At 48.6% G+C, this 18478-nt stretch carries 15 protein-coding genes and 1 riboswitch; of the genes, 13 read left to right on the top strand and 2 right to left on the bottom strand.

Going from position 1 to position 18478, the window contains the following annotated elements:
* The 7 genes from AC3WQT_RS25835 to AC3WQT_RS25805 form a co-directional block, all read left to right on the top strand.
* On the top strand, positions 1–342 hold a 342-nt coding region (locus tag AC3WQT_RS25835), incomplete at its 5' end, for a hypothetical protein (protein ID WP_492708405.1).
* A gap of 357 nt (positions 343–699) precedes the next feature.
* A complete protein-coding gene (locus AC3WQT_RS25830; protein WP_492708403.1) occupies positions 700–1311 on the top strand; it encodes a GspH/FimT family pseudopilin in 612 nt (203 codons plus the stop codon).
* Positions 1312–1318: 7 nt separating this feature from the next.
* Positions 1319–1855, top strand: coding sequence for a type IV pilus modification protein PilV (pilV, locus tag AC3WQT_RS25825; protein ID WP_492708401.1), 537 nt, complete (start codon positions 1319–1321; stop codon positions 1853–1855).
* Positions 1856–1866: 11 nt separating this feature from the next.
* Positions 1867–2805, top strand: a complete 939-nt coding sequence (locus AC3WQT_RS25820) for a PilW family protein (RefSeq protein WP_492708399.1) — start codon at positions 1867–1869, stop codon at positions 2803–2805.
* On the top strand, positions 2802–3380 hold the full coding sequence (locus tag AC3WQT_RS25815) for a pilus assembly PilX family protein (RefSeq protein ID WP_492708397.1): 579 nt from the start codon (positions 2802–2804) through the stop codon (positions 3378–3380). The genes AC3WQT_RS25820 and AC3WQT_RS25815 overlap by 4 nt, the downstream gene beginning before the upstream one ends.
* Positions 3381–3539: 159 nt before the next feature.
* Positions 3540–7070, top strand: a complete 3531-nt coding sequence (locus AC3WQT_RS25810; protein WP_492708395.1) for a pilus assembly protein — start codon at positions 3540–3542, stop codon at positions 7068–7070.
* A gap of 33 nt (positions 7071–7103) precedes the next feature.
* Positions 7104–7553 (top strand): type IV pilin protein, encoded by a 450-nt coding sequence (locus AC3WQT_RS25805; RefSeq protein ID WP_492708393.1) that lies wholly within the window; start codon positions 7104–7106, stop codon positions 7551–7553.
* A gap of 23 nt (positions 7554–7576) precedes the next feature.
* Here the strand turns inward: AC3WQT_RS25805 and nrdR are convergent, their stop codons facing one another.
* Positions 7577–8029 (bottom strand): transcriptional regulator NrdR, encoded by a 453-nt coding sequence (gene nrdR, locus AC3WQT_RS25800; RefSeq protein ID WP_423010852.1) that lies wholly within the window; start codon positions 8027–8029, stop codon positions 7577–7579.
* Between the two features lie 181 nt (positions 8030–8210).
* Positions 8211–9461, bottom strand: a complete 1251-nt coding sequence (glyA, locus tag AC3WQT_RS25795) for a serine hydroxymethyltransferase (RefSeq protein ID WP_492708391.1) — start codon at positions 9459–9461, stop codon at positions 8211–8213.
* A gap of 90 nt (positions 9462–9551) precedes the next feature.
* A riboswitch (ZMP/ZTP riboswitch) is annotated at positions 9552–9697 on the bottom strand.
* 198 nt (positions 9698–9895) lie between these two features.
* Between glyA and AC3WQT_RS25790 the strand changes: the two genes are divergently transcribed.
* The 6 genes from AC3WQT_RS25790 (at position 9896) to AC3WQT_RS25765 (ending at position 18464) form a co-directional block, all read left to right on the top strand.
* Positions 9896–10648 carry an SDR family NAD(P)-dependent oxidoreductase gene (locus AC3WQT_RS25790; RefSeq protein ID WP_492708389.1) on the top strand — a complete coding sequence of 251 codons (753 nt, stop codon included), beginning with the start codon at positions 9896–9898 and terminating at the stop codon, positions 10646–10648.
* A 173-nt stretch (positions 10649–10821) separates the two neighbouring features.
* On the top strand, positions 10822–11220 hold the full coding sequence (gene ybgC, locus AC3WQT_RS25785; protein WP_492708387.1) for a tol-pal system-associated acyl-CoA thioesterase: 399 nt from the start codon (positions 10822–10824) through the stop codon (positions 11218–11220).
* Between the two features lie 60 nt (positions 11221–11280).
* The gene (tolQ, locus tag AC3WQT_RS25780; protein WP_110257283.1) at positions 11281–11976 is read left to right on the top strand and encodes a protein TolQ; all 696 of its coding nucleotides are present in this window, start codon (positions 11281–11283) and stop codon (positions 11974–11976) included.
* A 15-nt stretch (positions 11977–11991) separates the two neighbouring features.
* Positions 11992–12435, top strand: coding sequence for an ExbD/TolR family protein (locus tag AC3WQT_RS25775; RefSeq protein ID WP_422638784.1), 444 nt, complete (start codon positions 11992–11994; stop codon positions 12433–12435).
* Positions 12436–12445: 10 nt separating this feature from the next.
* Entirely contained in the window at positions 12446–14308 is a 1863-nt protein-coding gene (locus tag AC3WQT_RS25770; RefSeq protein ID WP_492708384.1) for an autotransporter assembly complex protein TamA, read from the top strand.
* Positions 14253–18464: a translocation/assembly module TamB domain-containing protein gene (locus AC3WQT_RS25765; RefSeq protein WP_492708382.1), complete on the top strand. Its 4212-nt coding sequence runs from the start codon at positions 14253–14255 to the stop codon at positions 18462–18464. The genes AC3WQT_RS25770 and AC3WQT_RS25765 overlap by 56 nt, the downstream gene beginning before the upstream one ends.
* Positions 18465–18478: the final 14 nt, after the last annotated feature.

Below are 18478 nucleotides of genomic sequence, written 5' to 3'. Positions count from 1 at the left end.
CGCGCCAATGATAGTGCTGCAACCAGTGTGAAAGTAGGTTATCGTCAGGCTTTTATTCCGCATACCCCCGCTTATTTAGTTAAGCGGGGGTTTTGCTTTTGGGCGAACGAAAACGAAAATACAAAAAACAAGACATCAAGCAAAACCATCTGTCTTGGTTTCTTATCTTGTTTCCGGGCCACTTGGCCTCCCAACGTAGGGCGGACACGCTGCGCGCACCACCTCTGGTCACTTATTCTCTCATCTCGCTCACCGCTCGGCCGATCAGCCAATCAGCCAACGACACCGGGCTCCAGCATCCGCTGGAGCGACGATCATCAGGCTAATTCTCTTCTAACCTGAGCGGATGACTGCCCGCATCGTCAGTATTAGCAGCAAAGTTGCAGTTCAGGTCTTGGCATCTACATGCATGTATCTTTGTTCTTCCAAAAGTTTTAGCAAAGCTCTTTGCGCACTAATATTCCTCTTCGGGATAACAAGCCTCGAAACTGAGGCCGGAGTCTAGTGGTGCTCGTCGATATACAGAGATGTTTGCTTACCTGGAACTTAAACACAGGTCTTAAGTTAACAATCAAATGGTAATTGAGGTGGTATAAACTTAGGTCTTAAGGCAATGGTTACAACTTTCAATATCCACTCATCAGTGTAAGCATACCGTTAATCGACTAGCTTTTGATTCCGGGATGCAATACGCATATCATGCTTGAAACTAAGGTGACAACAATGACTAGCCAATACCAACACCAATCTGACCGACAAAGCGGGTACACCATAATCGAAGTGATGATTGTCGTGGCTCTTATCGGGATTATTACCGCGATCGCTGTACCTCAATTTCAAAGAACTGTCAGTGGTGCTCGTGTACGGACTACCACGGACGCGCTTCTGCATGATTTGTTAGTCGTGAAGGCTGCTGCACGTGAACGTGGTGGTGGCATAGTGATATGTAAAAGTGATAACCCAGAAGCTATCGTACCTAGTTGTTCCGCTGTGGTCAGTAACCCTCTTGGTAATACAGGATGGGCAAGTGGTTGGATAGCATTTAAGGATTTAAATGGGGATACACAATTCAATGCTGGTGAGGACCTGTTATTTGTTCAGCCATCAGTTATGCGCAGTTTTGGAGAAGGATCGGTAGTTCCGAACCCAAATGTCCAGGCGTTGACTTTTAATGCGACAGGGCAAAATATGGGTGGCGCAGTGCAATTCTTCGTGAAGGGCAATGATGCTGCCGACACTTCCCGTGACCGTTATGTATGTGTCGGTCTTGGTGGACGCATATTAGTCTCCAAATCTGCTTTATGTAATTGAGAACAACATGAAACTACATAATTTTGATAAACAGGTCGGTGCGTCGATGGTGGAGATTGTTGTAACGATAGTCATCATTGCAATCGGTTTATTGGGTGTTGCCAGCTTACAGGCAAACACTATGCGATACCTGAAAGTTGCCAATCAACGTACTGAAGCTACTCAGGCCGCATATGATTTAAGTGAGCGCATGCGTGCAAATGGTCAGGGTGTAAGAGATCCGGTTACTGGCGCGACTTCATACACTTATACGACCGCTTATGCTACGACGGTGTCAAGTTTGCCTGCCATGCCGACTTGTGCTGCACCTATCTGTACTGCCGCTGAGGTTGCTGCAATGGACATTAACGAATGGCAAAGAGGCTTGGCAAATCGTTTGAATGATGGCGCTGGCTATATCGTCCCCGTCGTGCCAACAGGATACGATGTCATCGTTATGTGGAAGGAGGCTAATCTGGCTATTGTTGATCCTACATGTCCTGTGGGTGCGCCGCCAGCACCAGGAGCCGGGGTGCGTTGTTTCACGGTCAGGTTTACACCATAACCGAGGTAAATATGAAAAATATGAATTTACGTTATGCACAAGGCCGCACCTTGGTGGAATTGATGATTTCCATGGCCATAGGTTTAATTATCATGCTGGCTGTGAGCACTTTATATGTAACCAATACGCAGACATATAGAGTCACAGATGATAAGGCTTTACTTGAAGAAGACGGCAGGCTGGCTTTGGCAACGATGGCATTCAATGTGCGTATGGCGGGATATGGTCAATTGGTGGATGCCTCTCCATCTCGCCAATCAGGTGGTGGTGACACCAGTTATACTGGTGCAGGACAAGCTATACAAGGATGCACAGGTGGTTTTACAGCACCTACAGCTGTCCCTATGACTTGTACAGGTGGTACTACGCCAGATTCATTTTTGGTTCGTTATGTAATTGATGGTGTCAACTCAAATCAAAGTGCTGGCGTTCCAGCCGATTGTCTCGGGCAGCCGGTTGCTAGTGGCATAGTAGAAAATCGATTTTATGTGCAATTGAATCCTGTCACAAATCGCCGCGAGTTATTTTGCGCAGGCAATGGTGGAACTCCAGGAGCCGGAAATTTATTACCAGGACAACCAATTGCGGACAATGTTATAGATATGAAAGTGACTTATGGTTACGATCAAAACGATAACCAATCTGTTGATGGTTTCTATACTGCAGCCTCTTTAGGGCCTACCTCATCGGTACCTCTGCCCGCATACAAAGATCCAGACATTACCGCATTGCCGCCAGAGACTCAATTGCTAATGGCAGATCGTTTTTATAAAGTACTGTCAGCGAAGATTTGTCTTGTCATGCGCTCAGCCAATGACAACATTACTCCTAGTCCGCAGAAATATCGTGATTGTAGTGGTGCCTTGGTCACGGCTGCTGACAAACGACTGTATTCTGCATTTTCTACTGTGGTTTCCTTGCGTGGCCGCACAAACGGGAGGACTTTATGATCAAGAATCATTCATCGCAGCGTGGATTCGTGATGTTGACATCCATGATTTTTTTACTGGTGTTGACCATGTTAGCTATTACTGCGGTCAGGCGTGCAACTCAGGAAGAACGTTTTTCCCGCAGCCTGAGAGAACAGAATTTGGCATTTCAAGCGGCTGAAACAGCCTTGCGATTTTGTCAAAGGGATTTTGAGTTAACCAATAAAGGTGACGTTTTGCCTGCTGGCCTTGATAAAACTATCGGCAACATACCTGTTAATCAGTATGAACAAGCAGATGCTTCAAATCCGGCCCCGTCGCTTTGGGCTGTCAGATCTAACTGGGCTGCCAGGGGATATCGTTTGCCTGCAGGTACTGTCGCTAATTTGGACCCAGCACAACAACCAGAGTGCATGATAGAGGCATGGTACAAGCCTAAGACTGGTGCTGTCCTTGCTGGTGGTAGTAATTCGAATGCTGGTGGAATCACTGCGGGGACGCAATACGCATATGTATTTACCGCACGGGGTCAAGGGACTTCGAATCTTTCAGTTATTTGGCTACAAGTCGTCCTTTATATTGGTTCGGCAACTTAAGCGTTTTTAAATTCAAGAGAATTGTTTAATCAGATTTTATTCAAAGCAGTATGTTCGCTGAACATTAGTGCATGCTGTTTGTAGATAAGTGTTGCTTGAGGTCTATTTCGATCATTAGTGATCAATAGCCACAGACAAATGCATACTCAGGGGAAGACCATGAAGAAAATAAATAAATCGCTAATTGCTTGCCTGATTGGCTCCTTGTTCGGGCAATTAATTGCACCAAGCATGGCGTACGCCACAATTTCAAATGCGCCGCCTTTGGTCAAGCCTAATGTACCACCTAACATTTTTTATACACTGGATGACTCGGGCTCGATGATGTTTGAGATGATGCCCGACGATATTCCAAAAACTGGTGATCCAACACTGGACAGATACTGGAATGGCAGTAGCTGGCAGGCAAAAGGTACCGAGATGGATAACTACTGTGCAAACACAGGCCATTCTTGCTGGGTGACAAATGTATTTCCCAAACCTGCAAATTTATATAATGTTGGCGGTGCTGGTGATTATGGTTCAACTAATCAGGTTGTTGTAGGATTTAATCATAATATTACCGTCGCACGTTGGCGCTCGTCCGATATTAACAAGGCTTACTATGATCCAAAAGTCTTGTATCAGCCTTGGGTAGCGCCAGGTGGTGGGCTGATGTCGCCTGCAAATGTTGCTGCAGCTTTATATAATCCAGTTGCACCAACTGGTGGTACTAACACCAACGTAATCGACTTGACGCAAAATCAGACCTTCGCCGCAGGAACCTATTCCTGGTTGAAAGATGATGCCAGCGATTATGAAACGACTGCGCACACCATTTTTCCAGCGCTCTACTATATTTATAATGGTGGCGGCAGTTGTACTACCAGCATATTGACTTGTTTTACCCGGGTTGAAATCAAGGTCGGTACCACTTTACCTGCCAAGGCACCAGCCAGGACAGATTGCCCATTGACAGTCTGTACAATCACGCAAGAATTACAAAATTTTGCAAACTGGTTCCAGTATCATCGTTCGCGTATTCTGACTGCACGTGGCGGCAGTGGCCAGGCGTTTTCCAAGCAAAGCTCAGCAATCCGGGTTGGTTTCGGTACCATTAATACGAGTGGCACAGTAATTAATAAGGTAACTGATGATTTTAGTGCTACCAACAAAACCAATTTCCTGAATACTTTATATAAACAGAGGATGCCAGCTGCTGGTACGCCATTGCGTAATGCGGTGGATGATGTGGGGCAATATTTCAAAGATACGTCAAATACTGGTCCATGGCAGACTGCGAATGGTGTTGGCGCAACTACGACGCAACTTACTTGCCGTCAAAATTACAATATTTTGATGACGGACGGTTATTGGAATGGTGCGGCGGCTGCTGGCGGGCGCAATGGTAATTATGACGGCACTGATGGGCCAACAATTACAGGACCTAATTCCTCCACGTACAAATACATCGCTGCTAAACCATATACAGATACCTATAGTGATACGCTGGCAGATATTGCTTTTTATTACTGGGTAAATGATTTGCGCCCTGACTGGACTGCGGCCAAGAAAAATGTCCCCGTCACTGCGGCTGACCCTGCTTTCTGGCAACATCTGACGCAGTTTACGGTTGGTTTGGGTGTTAAAGGTAATCTTGACCCGGTAACTGATTTGCCTGCATTGACTGCTGGTACTAAACAATGGCCACAGGCTACAGACACACAAAATCAAATCGACGATTTGTGGCATGCTGCTGTTAATTCGCGCGGTAAATATTTTAGTGCGTCTAATCCGACTGAGTTTGCAAATGCGTTGGAATCTTCATTAAACACGATAGCAGAGCGTGTTGGTGACGCCGCAGCCGTTGGTACATCCAGTAATACTGTGCGTGCAGGTAGTAGTATCTTCACCTCGACTTACCGTACATCAGACTGGTCAGGTCAGTTAATACAAAGGTTGTTGAATGACGACGGTATTATTACAGGTAATGGTTGGACTGCCGTTACGCCAACATTTTCAACCAGAAAAAATAATATCTTTACCTACATTGATTCAGCCGTGAAGGGGAAGGTATTTAATTACACCAACCTTGCAGTCACAGATAAGGCCTATTTTGATATTGAAGCGGCTACTTACCCTGCCAGCACAGTAACAGGAACTGATATTGTCGATTACATAGCTGGTGGCCCGGACTTGAGTCGTTTCCGTCCACGCACAGTACCATTTGGCGATTTTGTTAACTCTGCTCCTCAATATGTTAAAGAAGGTGATGATAGTGGTTATAGCTACTTGCCTGCTGGTACACCTGGTAAAAGCACATACGGGGCATATTTGCTGAGTAAATACACGCGTACACCTATGGTTTACATTGGTTCCAATGATGGTATGTTGCATGCTATTAATGGAACTACGGGTGTAGAAGAATTTGCCTATGTTCCAAAAACTGTCATGAGTAACTTGCCTCTTCTGTCACGTACAACGTATGGGCACAGATTTTTTGTGGATGGCACACCTAGCATAGGTGATTATTATGATGGCGGCTGGAAGACTGCCCTGGTTGGTACGACTGGAGCTGGCGGCAGAGGCGTTTTTGCGATGGATATTACCGTACCTACACGCCCAACTTTTAGCGAAAGCAAAATTTTGTGGGAAATCAACTCCACAACGCAGCCTGAATTGGGATATACCATTGGCACTCCACAAATTGGGCGCATGCCAAATGGTGACTGGGTTGCCGTCATGGGAAATGGCTATGAAAGCTTGTCCAAAAAAGCCATGTTATTCATCATTCGTCTCACAGATGGGGCTGTTACAAAAATAGATACGGGTGTAGGCAGTGCAGGCACACCTAATGGGTTGGCTACTCCAAGATTGGTAGTAGGGGCTGATGCTACAATCAAGGCTATCTTTGCAGGTGATTTGCAAGGTAATTTATGGAAGTTTGACGCGAAAAGTACAGGTACTACAGTTGCATTTTCTGGTAGCCCTCTATTCCAGGCAAAATTGGGTAGCGTTGTACAACCCATTACTGTGCAACCTGACATGATTCCGCATAATCGTGGCGGTATGATGATATTGTTTGGTACAGGAAAAATTTATGAGACTGAAGATGCGCTGACTACCGATGTCCAGTCTTTATACGGGGTGTGGGATCAAACAGGGGCTACTGGTGTTACTTCGCCTGATAAAATATCTGGCAGTCAGTCGTCCTTGCAAAGACATACTTTAAGCTGGTCTGGTTCTAGTGCCTATAGTGTTAGCACCGACGCTATTGACTGGGCGAACAAGCGCGGTTGGTATATAGATTTGAATTTGAGTACTGGTGAACGCGTTACCATAGACCCACAAGTATTCTTTGATGAGGTTGTGCTCACAACTATTATTCCAGCCAGTGCAATAGATACTTGTTCGTCTGATGGCAAATCAACGACATTTATTTTGAATGCCTTGAATGGTGGTGTTTTCCCTTACCCGACCTTTGATACCAATGGTGACAACAAAGTGGATGCTGCTGACTCCATCATAGGTGGTAAACAAGGAGGGCTGACCTTTGGTTCAACTTTGCTGAAAAATGGACGTTCTGCAATTATTTATCAACCAGTCTCATCTGGTAGTGGCTTGTCTAACAATGGCACAACGGCAACGTCTATTATTCCAAGTTACAATCCTACAAGACGTATCTGGAAACAGATTTTACGTAGTGACTAAACTGCATTTGATTAAAATTAAAGAGGTGTCCAAGTGTTAATTAAGAAATCTGAAGCAGGTTTTACGTTGATAGAGATGTTGATCGTAGTCGTTATTTTGGGAATATTGGCAGCGATTTCCATTCCTGCGTACACCGATAATGTCAGACGTAGCCGACGTGCGGATGCCCGTTCTGTTCTCATGCAAAATGCACAATTTATGCAGAGTTTCTTAACTGCCAATGACCGTTATGACAGGATGCGTGATAACACCGCAGTTGTTTTGCCTATGCTCGTTAGTCCGGTAGGTTCCAGTGGTAGTTCGGTCGACTATGACATCAGTTTTGCCGTTGCCCCTACTGCGACTACCTTTAGTGTTCGTGCTGTACCAAAAGCTGGTGGTCGTATGGCAACAGATGTATGTGGCACGTATGTCATCAATGAAGTTGGTGCAAGATCGAATGTTGGTAACACAGCAAGTGTTGATACTTGCTGGACCAAGTAAGAAAATAAGGAAGAGCAGTTCTCTCAGCTCTTCCTGACCTCTTGTATCGCCTCGGCAAATTCGGATACATCTTCAAAGCTTTTGTACACAGAAGCGAAGCGGATGTAGGCGATTTTGTCGAGGCGTTTCAATTCGCGCATGACCAGTTCACCCAAGTGGCCGGACATGACTTCGCGCTCTCCGCTGGACAATAATTTTTCTTCTATTCTCTGTATCGCTGTCTCGACTGCTTCGGCTGATACCGGGCGCTTGCGCAGAGCCAGCATCAGGCTGGCGCGCAGCTTGGCGGTTTCATATTCTGTGCGGCTACCGTTTTTCTTGACGATGACGGGCATCACCAGTTCTATACGCTCATACGTGGTAAAGCGCTTGTCGCAGTCGGCACAGCGGCGGCGACGCCGTATGACATTACCTTCTTCTGAAACGCGGGTGTCAATGACCTGGGTGTCATCGTGATGGCAAAATGGGCATTTCATGGCGTATAGGGATCCGTTAATTTACTGGCTTACTTGCTAATAGACTTTGATGCCTGTTTATTTTATTGCTTTTATAAAAAAGCCACTCGTCTGAGTGGCTTTTTTTATTGTGCTTCCAGAGCCTGCTTATTGCGGCATGATACCAAGCTTGAATTCAAACCTGGATATTGAGCGTGATAAATCAGGCTTGATACACTGGGAATGCATCAGTCAATTGTTTGACCTCAGCCTTCACGCGTTCTATCGTCGCTGCATCATGCGGATTGTCGAGTACGTCAGCGATCAGATTACCTACTTTAACGGCTTGTTCTTCCTTGAAACCACGGGTAGTGAAAGCTGGGCTGCCCAAACGGATACCAGAAGTGACCATAGGTTTTTGCGGATCATTAGGAATGCCGTTTTTATTGCATGTCATATGGGCAGAACCCAGTATGGCTTCGGCTTCCTTGCCTGTCAAACCTTTAGGACGCAGGTCCACCAGCATGACGTGTGATTCAGTGCGGCCAGAAACAATACGCAAACCACGTTCAGTCAAGGTGTTTGCCAGGGCTGCAGCATTCTTGACGACTTGTTCCTGGTAAGCCTTGAACTCTGGTGTCAGTGCTTCTTTGAATGCAACCGCTTTACCAGCGATAACATGCATCAAGGGGCCGCCTTGCAAGCCTGGGAAGATCGCGGAATTTATTTTCTTGGCGATTGCCTCATCATTCGTCAAAATGATACCGCCACGTGGGCCACGCAGGCTCTTGTGGGTAGTCGATGTAACGACGTCAGCGAAAGGCACAGGGTTTGGATAAACGCCTGCGGCGATCAAGCCCGCATAGTGAGCCATATCAACCATGAAGTAAGCGCCGATCTCTTTGGCAATTTTGGAGAAGCGTTCAAAGTCTATGCGCAGCGCAAACGCAGAGGCACCAGCGATGATCAGTTTTGGTTTGGCTTCGCGTGCCAGTTTTTCCATGGCATCGTAGTCGATATCTTCCTGCGCATTGAGGCCATAAGACACCACATTGAACCACTTGCCGGACATATTCAAAGGCATGCCGTGGGTCAGGTGACCGCCTTCAGCCAGGCTCATGCCCATGATGGTGTCGCCTGGGTTCAGCAAGGCAAAGAACACGCCCTGGTTGGCCTGTGAGCCTGAGTTAGGCTGTACATTGGCGAAATTGGCATTGAACAATTGCTTCAGGCGGTCAATCGCCAGTTGTTCAACCACGTCCACGTGCTCGCAACCGCCGTAATAGCGTTTGCCTGGATAGCCTTCAGCATATTTGTTGGTCAACTGGGAGCCCTGGGCTTCCATGACGGCTGGGGAGCAATAGTTTTCAGAGGCGATCAACTCGATATGCTCTTGTTGACGGACGTTTTCTTTTTGTATCGTAGCAAACAGTTCTGGATCTACGTTGGCGAGGGTATGGTTTTTTGCAAACATGGCGGTTCCTGATTATTCCTGTTAATAAACAATGATTGTTGTTAATGAGGTGTCTGAAACGGATGTGGGGCAGCCTCATTGCTTTTACCATCAGGCTACCCAGGCGCACGGCTGGAGTCAGATTGACTCCGAAATCTCACGCTTCCCGATGGATCTCCATCTTTGGCCAGAATTCTTGCTCGTCGTAATTACAAAAGAGAGCAGAGTTGGCCGTTTCGCCAGTCACGTGAAATGAAATGGTGATTGGATTTTACGTGATGGCGTTTGAATGGGCAAGTGTCAGCGTTGCTATTGGAAAAATTAATTTTCGCACAAGTATGTATCTCGAAATTTTCGACGCTCAAGTATTGGATGACAAAAGCACTTAAAATAGTATGTATTGAGGCTGATAAGCCAGCTAGACAAATTACCTACAAAAACTTAAGGAATTCAGCATGATCGTATTAATTACAGGCGCAAGTTCAGGTTTTGGTGAGGAAATGGCGCGCAAATTTGTCCGTGAAGGGCATAAAGTCATCGCTGCCGCCCGCCGTACAGACAGACTGGACGCCTTGAAAGCTGAACTTGGTGCTGCTTTGTTACCAGTGACGCTGGACGTCACCAGCAAGGATTCCATCAAACAAGCCCTGGCTGGTTTGAGTGCCGAATGGAAAAATATCGATGTGCTGATCAACAATGCCGGTCTGGCCTTGGGGACAGAGCCAGCGCATCTGGCTTCCCAGGATGAATGGGATACCATGATAGACACCAATACCAAGGGCTTGGTCACAGTCACCAGGGCTATCCTGCCAGACATGGTGGCGCGCGGTACTGGTACGGTTATCAATATCGGCTCAGTCGCTGGTGAAACACCTTATCCAGGCGGCAATGTTTATGGCGCTACCAAGGCTTTTGTCGATCAGTTCACCCGTAATTTGCGCGCTGACCTGGTTGGTACGGGCGTGCGTGCTACCAATATTGCCCCTGGCCTGTGCGGTGGCACTGAGTTTTCCAATGTGCGCTTCCGCGGCAATGATGATGCGGCAGCCAAGGTATATGAAGGCACAGTACCGCTGACTGCTGTTGATATTGCTGAAACAGCGTATTGGATCGCCACTTTACCTGCGCATGTAAATATCAATCACATAGAAATGATGCCTACTTGCCAGGGCTATGGACCGCTGGTCATCAAGCGCAATACAGCGTGACTCTCTTGTAGTCCCAGATAACCTCAGGCAGGTTCTGAGATAACTGATTTGCTCTGGTCGCTGCTCGTCATGATGGCTGCGACCATTTCTCGAATGCAGCCAGCACTTTATCTTGCCAGCTTTGAGTGACAAAGAGTAAATATACGCACCGAATAGCTGGTAAAGTTTATACTATGAAAACAGAATTTGTATGGCCGGTCAGGGTCTACTATGAAGATACTGATGCCGGTGGCATTGTTTTTTATGCGAATTACCTGAAGTTTTTTGAACGTGCCCGTACCGAGTGGCTCAGGGCTGCAGGTGTTAACCAGCAGCAAATGGCAGATGAGCATGGTTTGATGTTTGTCGTCAAAGGCACCGCAGTCGAGTATCATGCACCCGCCAGGCTGGATGATGAACTAAGGCTGACTGTTGTGGTCGAAAAGCTGGGCAGGGCATCTGTACAGTTTGTGCAAGAAGCCTGGTGTGGCCAGCGTTTGCTGGCCTCAGGCAAGATCAAGGTAGGCTGTGTCAGCAAGGCTGAAGTCAAACCGGCGGCAATACCTGCTGAAGTGCTGGCAAAGATAGGCTGAGATTATTTTTTTAGGGCTGCAACAAATCGGCCCGGTGTTTTGTTTTTGAATTGATTCAATATGACTGTTACCCAAGACCTCTCATTTCTAAGTCTGATCACAAATGCCTCGATTCTGGTGCAACTGGTCATGGCACTGCTGCTAGGTGTGTCACTGACGAGCTGGACTTACATCTTCAGTAAAATGTTCGCCATCAAAAAAGCGCGCGGACAAACAGAAGAATTTGAACGCAATTTCTGGTCTGGTGGCAATCTGGTTGATCTGTATGCTGCGGCGACGAATAGCCGCCGTACTGGCCGCGATACCAGTGGCGCGCTCGAACGTATCTTCGAAGCAGGCATGAGTGAATACCACAAGGTCAAGACAGCCAACAAGGCTGCGCTGGATGCTGGCGCCATGCTCGATGGTGCGCGCCGTGCCATGCGCGCCTCTTACCAACGTGAAATGGATTTGCTTGAGTCACACCTGTCCTTTCTCGCTTCCGTCGGTTCTGTTTCTCCTTACATCGGTTTGTTCGGTACAGTCTGGGGCATCATGAACTCCTTCCGTGGCCTAGCCAATGTGCAGCAGGCGACATTGGCTGCCGTGGCTCCAGGTATCGCTGAAGCCCTGATTGCTACTGCGATAGGCTTGTTTGCCGCTATCCCTGCCGTGCTGGCCTATAACCGCTATTCTCACGATATAGACAGGCTGGCGATACGTTTTGAAACCTTTATCGAGGAATTCTCCAACATTCTCCAGCGTCAGTCACGCTAGGAAGAATGAGATAGCATGAGTACCCTGCGTGGCGAACGTAAACGCAAATTCAAGGCAGAAATCAACGTCGTTCCGTATATTGACGTGATGCTGGTGTTGCTGGTGATTTTCATGGTGTGCGCACCGATGACCAATCCCAGTGTCATCAACCTGCCCACAGCCGGACAATCTACCCAGCCGCCTTCTGATTACATAGAAATCACTTTGAGGCCTGATGCGCCTTCGACCATCAGCATCAATAGCAAAGCTGGCAGCAACGGCAATAATCGTCAGGAAAGCAAGGAAGAAGCAAAAGACCGCAAGCAGTTGATGCAAAAACTGCGCGAGTACCATGATGCCAAACCTGAGCTGTCCGTCCTGGTATCTGCCGACAAAGGCATGATTTATGATGAGGTTATACAAGTGATTTCAGAAGCTAAAAAATTGGGTATCAATCGCGTTGGTCTGGCGACCAAGTGAGTTTTTTCAGATGCAGATAAGACTGCGCCCGCTACTGATATTGTTCTGTGCTGCCGGTTTATGCGGTGCAGGTTTGGTGAGGGCGCAGCAGCCTGTGCAAACTGAAACACCGGCGACCACCGTAGCACCAGCACCAGATACCGACAACGAAGCCAGCGCTAGCAGTGCCAGTAGTGGTCGCTTGCAACTGGTGGCAGCCAAAGCACATTGGGCGGATCTGCTGAAAGAGCATATCCCAGAATTCGCCAACAATGCCGAAGCGCAAAATATTACACCTGCACTGATTAAAAGATTGCGTTTGGATATCAGCAATATCCTTGCCACCGAAGGTTATTTCTCTCCGCAAATCCAGTTTGAAAATCCCGATCAAACTGCAGCGACAGCTAAAAACACGACAAATAAAATTGTTCACGTTACTGTAGATGCGGGTCAGCGCACCCTCATAGAGAACGTATCGCTAAAAGTGCTTGGCCCCATGGCAGATGCCATAGATGCCGGTGATAAGGCCATCCTTAAAAGGAGACGCGCCCTGCAAGAAGACTGGGGCCTGGCAGTGGGCCAACCATTCCGTGATGCTGACTGGAGTGATTCCAAAACGCATTTGCTGGAAAGCCTGCGTGCAGATGCTTACGCATCGGCCAGCATGACGTCCAGCGAGGCAAAAATTGATGCTGACCAGCATAGTGGCATGTTGCAAGTCGAGATCGATAGTGGCCCTGTATTCACCCTTGGTGATATACGCGTTACAGGTTTGCAGCGTTACCCATCATGGCTGATAGAGCGTTATCAGGCGCCACAAAAAGGTGAGGTCTATTCACGCTCACGCTTACTGGATTTCCAGCGTTCCTTGCAAAACTCAGCTTATTTTTCGACCGTGGCTGTAGGTATAGACCCTGACCCGGAAAAAGCTGGTGCCGTGCCTGTCGATGTGACTGTGGTTGAACGCCAGGCGCGCGATTTGAGTTTTGGTCTGGGCTATAGCACCAATACCGGTTACCGTAGCGAGGTGGCTTACCGTGACCGCAATATCTTCGACCAGGCCTGGGATTTGCGCAGTGCCGTCAGGCTGGAACAAAGGCGTCAACTTGGTTATGTTGACATTTATCTCCCACCCAGAGAGAGCAAATTCCTTGACTCTTTTGGGGTGCTGGTGGAGCGTGAGGATATCGCTGGTGTGCGCTCGAGCCGCAGTGCCCTGGGTGTAAAACGTACCAGTACACGCGGGCATCTGGAACAGCGTCTGGGCTTGAATATCGTCAGGGAAAAAATTTCTCCTGATGGTGAAGCAGAAGAAGTCAACAAGGCGCTGGTTGCCAGCATAGGCTGGACCTGGCGTGATGTTGATCAGCCTTTCGATCCACGTAAAGGCCAGATTTTGCAATTTGATCTTGCTGCATCTGAAAAGGCATTGTTCTCTGACCAGCGCTTCGTCCGCAGTTATGCCAAATACCAACGCTGGATACCCGTGCGCAAAACTGATACCGTGATCTTGCGTGCAGAACTTGGCGCTGTTTTTTCCAGGGACGAAGAGGGCATTCCTGAAGACTATCTGTTCCGTACCGGTGGCAGTACTACCGTGCGCGGGTATGGTTATCAAACGCTGGGAATACAGCACATAGGCAGCACCCGTGGTGGTCGCGTGATGGCAACTGCCAGTGCAGAATACGTGCACTGGCTGAACTCCTCCTGGGGGGCTGCAACTTTTCTGGACGTGGGTAATGCCGCTGACAATTTTCGTGAGCTGAATTTGAAGCAGGGTATGGGTGTCGGCGCACGCTACAAAACCCCGGCAGGGCCGATTGCACTTGATCTTGCATATGGCCGCCAATCCAAAAAAGTCCGGCTGGATTTCTCCATCGCTATCGCGTTCTGATATGAGTGCAAACGAAAAAAATCAGACAGAGAAAAATCTGCTGGCTAAAAAAAAGCGGCGTCATTTGCGCCGCTTAAGCTTGTTCATCGTCAAGCTGTTTATTCTATTGATCGTTGTGTGTAGCCTGGTTCTGACCTGGATGTACAAAACTGAAAGCGGCACCAGGGCCGCACTGGCCCTGATAGAAAATATCAGCCTTGGTAGCCTGAAATTCAGCGGCGTGAAGGGTACTTTGGATGATGAACTCAAGCTGGATGAATTCAGCTTCATTTCCCAGGATTTGCATATCAGTGGCAGCGCGATCTCTTTGCAGTGGCGGCCAATTGCCTTGTGGCGACGTCACGTCGATATCACCAGCCTGCAATTAAGCGCTTTGACGGTCGCCAGCCGGTCAAGTAAAAAAGCAGCCAGCGCACCTGTTGATATTGGCTTGCCATTTAGCCTGAGTGCACCGAGATTGGCACTTGGGCGCCTGCATATTGCTACCTTGACTGACAGTGGTAAACAAGTAGAAACCCTGAAACTCAGCGCACTGACCGGCAGTTTTTCGTATCAGGACAAGCAGTTCAAAGCGCAAACTACCTTGAGCAGCCCCTGGGGTAATCTGAAGGGCGAAGCTGATATGGGCAGCCTCGCGCCTTTCAAACTCAATGGCCGCCTGAGCCTGCAAGGTGAGGTTCAGGAAGGCATACCGCCTGTCATCTTGCAAGGTGTAGTCACTGGCAGCCTGCATGATATGCAAGTTGCAGTCGAAGCCGCATTAGATAGTGCCGCAGATAAAAATATCCGGAATAAAAATCTGCAAGGGCATGTCAAGGGACGTATCAGCGCATTTACAGCGCCGTATATACGCGAGCTGGACATTGATGTCCAGCATTTTGACCCATCAGCCTGGCAGGTAAATGCACCGCATGCAGATTTGCGCATACTCACGCAATTGAAGCCAGTTACAGATGAAAAAAATGCTGAAAAAAACGCGCAAAAAAATGCCATATTTGGTTTGACCGGCCCAGTCAATATTCAAAATAGCCAGGCTGCCAGTATCAATAAGCAAGGCTTGCCAGTACAATCCTTGAGTACCAAATTATTCTGGCAGGGGCAGTATCTGAGTCTGAAAGATATAGCAGTGCAACTGGCAGGCAAGGGCAAGTTGCAAGGTGAGGCCGATGTCAATTGGCAAACAGCGCAACTACAAGCAGATCTGAAACTGAACCTGGCCAATATCGACCTGAATCAGATCGACCAGCGTCTGCATGTCAGCAATATAAAGGGCCAGTTTTCTGCGCAGACTGCAAAAGATAAAAGCGTCAAGCTGCAAGCAAAGTTGCAAGATGCGCGCGCCAGTTTGAATGCAGAAGCCAGTTATCAGCATGAAAAATTGCTTCTGAATCTGGATAAATTTGATTTGCAGGCAGAAGACGCACACCTGCAGGGCGCTGGTGATATCAGCTTCGCTGGCAAACAGTTATTCAATCTCAAAGCCAACCTCAAGGATTTTGATCCGGCACGTTGGGTGGCGACACCCGCAGGCCGTTTGCAGGCAGACTTCAACGCTCGTGGCCAGCTATCACCACGCCTGGATGTACAAGTCAATCTGCAGCAATTGCAGGGGCAATATGCGGGCCAGCCTGTGCAGGCAGGCATGGATGCGCGCTGGCTGCAAGATCAACAGCTGCAAGTCAAACAGCTTGATCTGCGCTTCGGTAAAAATACTGTGACCGGGCAAGGTAACTGGGGTGGCGCAGACGATATATTGAAATTGAATATTGATGCCCAGGATTTAAGCCACCTCAACCCTTTGCTCAGTAACTGGGAGCTGGCACTGGGCGGCAATCTTAAGGCAGATGCCGTATTGCGCGGCCGTTTCAATGAGCCTGCAGGCAGCCTGGATGCATTGGCACAGCAAGTCAGCATCAAGCGCGGCAAGCAGCAATTCAGCATTGCCGAATTGAAGTCTCGCCTGAATCTGGCAAATGGTATCAAAGGACAATTTGATGGTGAAATTGTAGCCAGGCATATAGGTGGTGATTTGCCAGCATGGAGTGCAGCAGCCAACAACCCAGACAAGCTGGAACAATTGAGCCTGAAATTGCAAGGCAGGCGCGATGCCCATAAGCTGAGCTTCGAAGCCATCTTCCCGAGCAAACAGACACTAAGCCTGGTCGCCAATGGCAACATGCAAGCTGATTCAAAAAGCGATACTGCCTGGTCATGGAATGGACAATTGCAGGCAATGAATTTAAATGGCAGACCAGATGTGCGCCTGCAAAGTTCCGCCCCCCTGCAAGTGTCTGCGAATGCTGTGCGGCTGGGGAGCCTGTCACTGCAAAGTGCGCTTGGCAGCTTGCAACTGGAAGAATTGGAATGGACGCCTGCGTCACTTAAAACCAAAGGACAAATCAGTGATGCTCATGTGTCAGACATCGCCAATCTCTTTTATCCACAAAATGCAGTGACGGGCAATCTTCGATTGAACGCGCAATGGAAGCTGCAATTAACTGAGCATGCACTGGGCGAAATTAAACTGCAACGCCAGAGTGGTGATTTGCGCTTTAATGATCCTGAAGGAACCGGTACCTCAGTCGCGCTGGGCATACGCGATGTGCAATTGCAAATGAAGTTGGGTGGCCTGGTCGCTGGCACCGATGGTGAAAGCCTGAACCTTGATCTGATTGCCGATGGCAGCCGTCTCGGGCAATGGCAAGTCAAGGCGAATACCCAGTTAAGCAAACAAAACAATGCCTGGACAATATTGGCAAGTGCACCACTTGGCGGGCAAGTCACGGCAGCCGTGCCTGATCTGCAATGGCTGGGGCCTTTCATCAATCCAGGCGTGGTGCTCAAAGGTAAACTGAATGCTGACGCGCGCCTGTCTGGCAGCATAGGCAAGCCAAACTATCGCGCCACTTTGGCCGGGCGCGAAATGGAAATCGCTTTTGCCTCAGAAGGCTTGCTCTTGCCCAATGGTAGCTTTGATGCACAGATAGAAGACAAGCACCTGAAAGTGACGAACCTGCAGTTTTCTAACACAGTCACCAATATGCCGCGCCATGCGCAATTCCGGGATGAAAACTGGATAGGCAAGAAGGGCGAATTCAAAGCCAGTGGCGATATAGATATAGGTAAGGAAACCGGCAGCATACAGGCGCAATGGACTCAGTTTCCGCTCTTGCAGCGCAAGGACAGGTGGCTGGTCGTCTCTGGTCAGGCCAACATCGTTGAAGCCAATAATATCTGGACACTGACCGGTAAAGTATTGGCAGACGGCGCTTACTTCAGGCTGCCAAAATTGCCACCGCCAAGTTTGTCCAGTGACGTTGTGGTCATACGCAAAACTGACAAGGCCGTGGCTAAAGCCGTGGAGGCTGACAGTAATCGAAAAGGCTTGAAGACCCGTGTTGATGTCAGCTTCGACATGGGGCCACGTTTTGTTTTCGTTGGCCGTGGTCTCGATACCGGGCTGGAAGGCAGCCTGCGCCTGCGCTCCAGTGATGGCAGCCCTTTGCAGGCAAATGGCTCCATACGCACTGTGAAGGGCGTTTATGAAGGCTATGGCCAGCAATTGGCGATAGAGCGCGGTATATTGAATTTTCAGGGGCCACCTGCTAATCCCGGCCTGAACATCCGTGCCCTGCGCAAAGGTTTGCCAGTTGAAGCTGGTGTGGAAGTGTTCGGTACGGTCACTACGCCGCAAGTCAGGCTGGTGTCTGAACCGGACGTGCCGGATGCAGAAAAATTGTCGTGGCTGGTATTGGGACGCGGTTCAGATCAACTCGCCAGCGGTGATGCATCGCTGCTGATGTCGGCAGCTACCGCGATATTCGGTGGTGACGGCAGCCGCAATGTGCCGCGCGATATTGTGCAAGGTCTGGGTTTTGACGAGTTCTCCATAGGCTCATCCTCGAACGGTTCTACCAGCCGCCTGCCAGTGCAGACCATTGCGGGTTCCACAGGCACGAGTAATGCCAGCACTGATCAGGTAGTCAGCGTCGGCAAACGCATCATGCCGGGGCTGGTATTGTCAGTAGAGCGAGGTTTGTCTGATGCCAGTGGCGGCATCAAGCTAAGCTGGCAACTGACCAGACGTATCAGTATCACAGGCCGCACTGGCACTGAGTCTGCGGTGGATGTGAATTACACCTTCTCCTTCAATTAAAGCAAGCTGAAAAA

This window comes from Undibacterium sp. FW305-107, assembly GCF_058788535.1.
This window is presented reverse-complemented; position numbering and strand designations above follow the sequence as displayed.

Bases quoted from the DNA above. Each gene is read 5' to 3' on its own strand.
- AC3WQT_RS25830 (WP_492708403.1), top strand. From the start codon at position 700: ATGCTTGAAACTAAGGTGACAACAATGACTAGCCAATACCAACACCAA.
- pilV (WP_492708401.1), top strand. From the start codon at position 1,319: ATGAAACTACATAATTTTGATAAACAGGTCGGTGCGTCGATGGTGGAG.
- AC3WQT_RS25820 (WP_492708399.1), top strand. From the start codon at position 1,867: ATGAAAAATATGAATTTACGTTATGCACAAGGCCGCACCTTGGTGGAA.
- AC3WQT_RS25815 (WP_492708397.1), top strand. From the start codon at position 2,802: ATGATCAAGAATCATTCATCGCAGCGTGGATTCGTGATGTTGACATCC.
- AC3WQT_RS25810 (WP_492708395.1), top strand. From the start codon at position 3,540: ATGAAGAAAATAAATAAATCGCTAATTGCTTGCCTGATTGGCTCCTTG.
- nrdR (WP_423010852.1), bottom strand. From the start codon at position 8,029: ATGAAATGCCCATTTTGCCATCACGATGACACCCAGGTCATTGACACC.
- glyA (WP_492708391.1), bottom strand. From the start codon at position 9,461: ATGTTTGCAAAAAACCATACCCTCGCCAACGTAGATCCAGAACTGTTT.
- AC3WQT_RS25790 (WP_492708389.1), top strand. From the start codon at position 9,896: ATGATCGTATTAATTACAGGCGCAAGTTCAGGTTTTGGTGAGGAAATG.
- ybgC (WP_492708387.1), top strand. From the start codon at position 10,822: ATGAAAACAGAATTTGTATGGCCGGTCAGGGTCTACTATGAAGATACT.
- tolQ (WP_110257283.1), top strand. From the start codon at position 11,281: ATGACTGTTACCCAAGACCTCTCATTTCTAAGTCTGATCACAAATGCC.
- AC3WQT_RS25775 (WP_422638784.1), top strand. From the start codon at position 11,992: ATGAGTACCCTGCGTGGCGAACGTAAACGCAAATTCAAGGCAGAAATC.
- AC3WQT_RS25770 (WP_492708384.1), top strand. From the start codon at position 12,446: ATGCAGATAAGACTGCGCCCGCTACTGATATTGTTCTGTGCTGCCGGT.
- AC3WQT_RS25765 (WP_492708382.1), top strand. From the start codon at position 14,253: ATGGCCGCCAATCCAAAAAAGTCCGGCTGGATTTCTCCATCGCTATCG.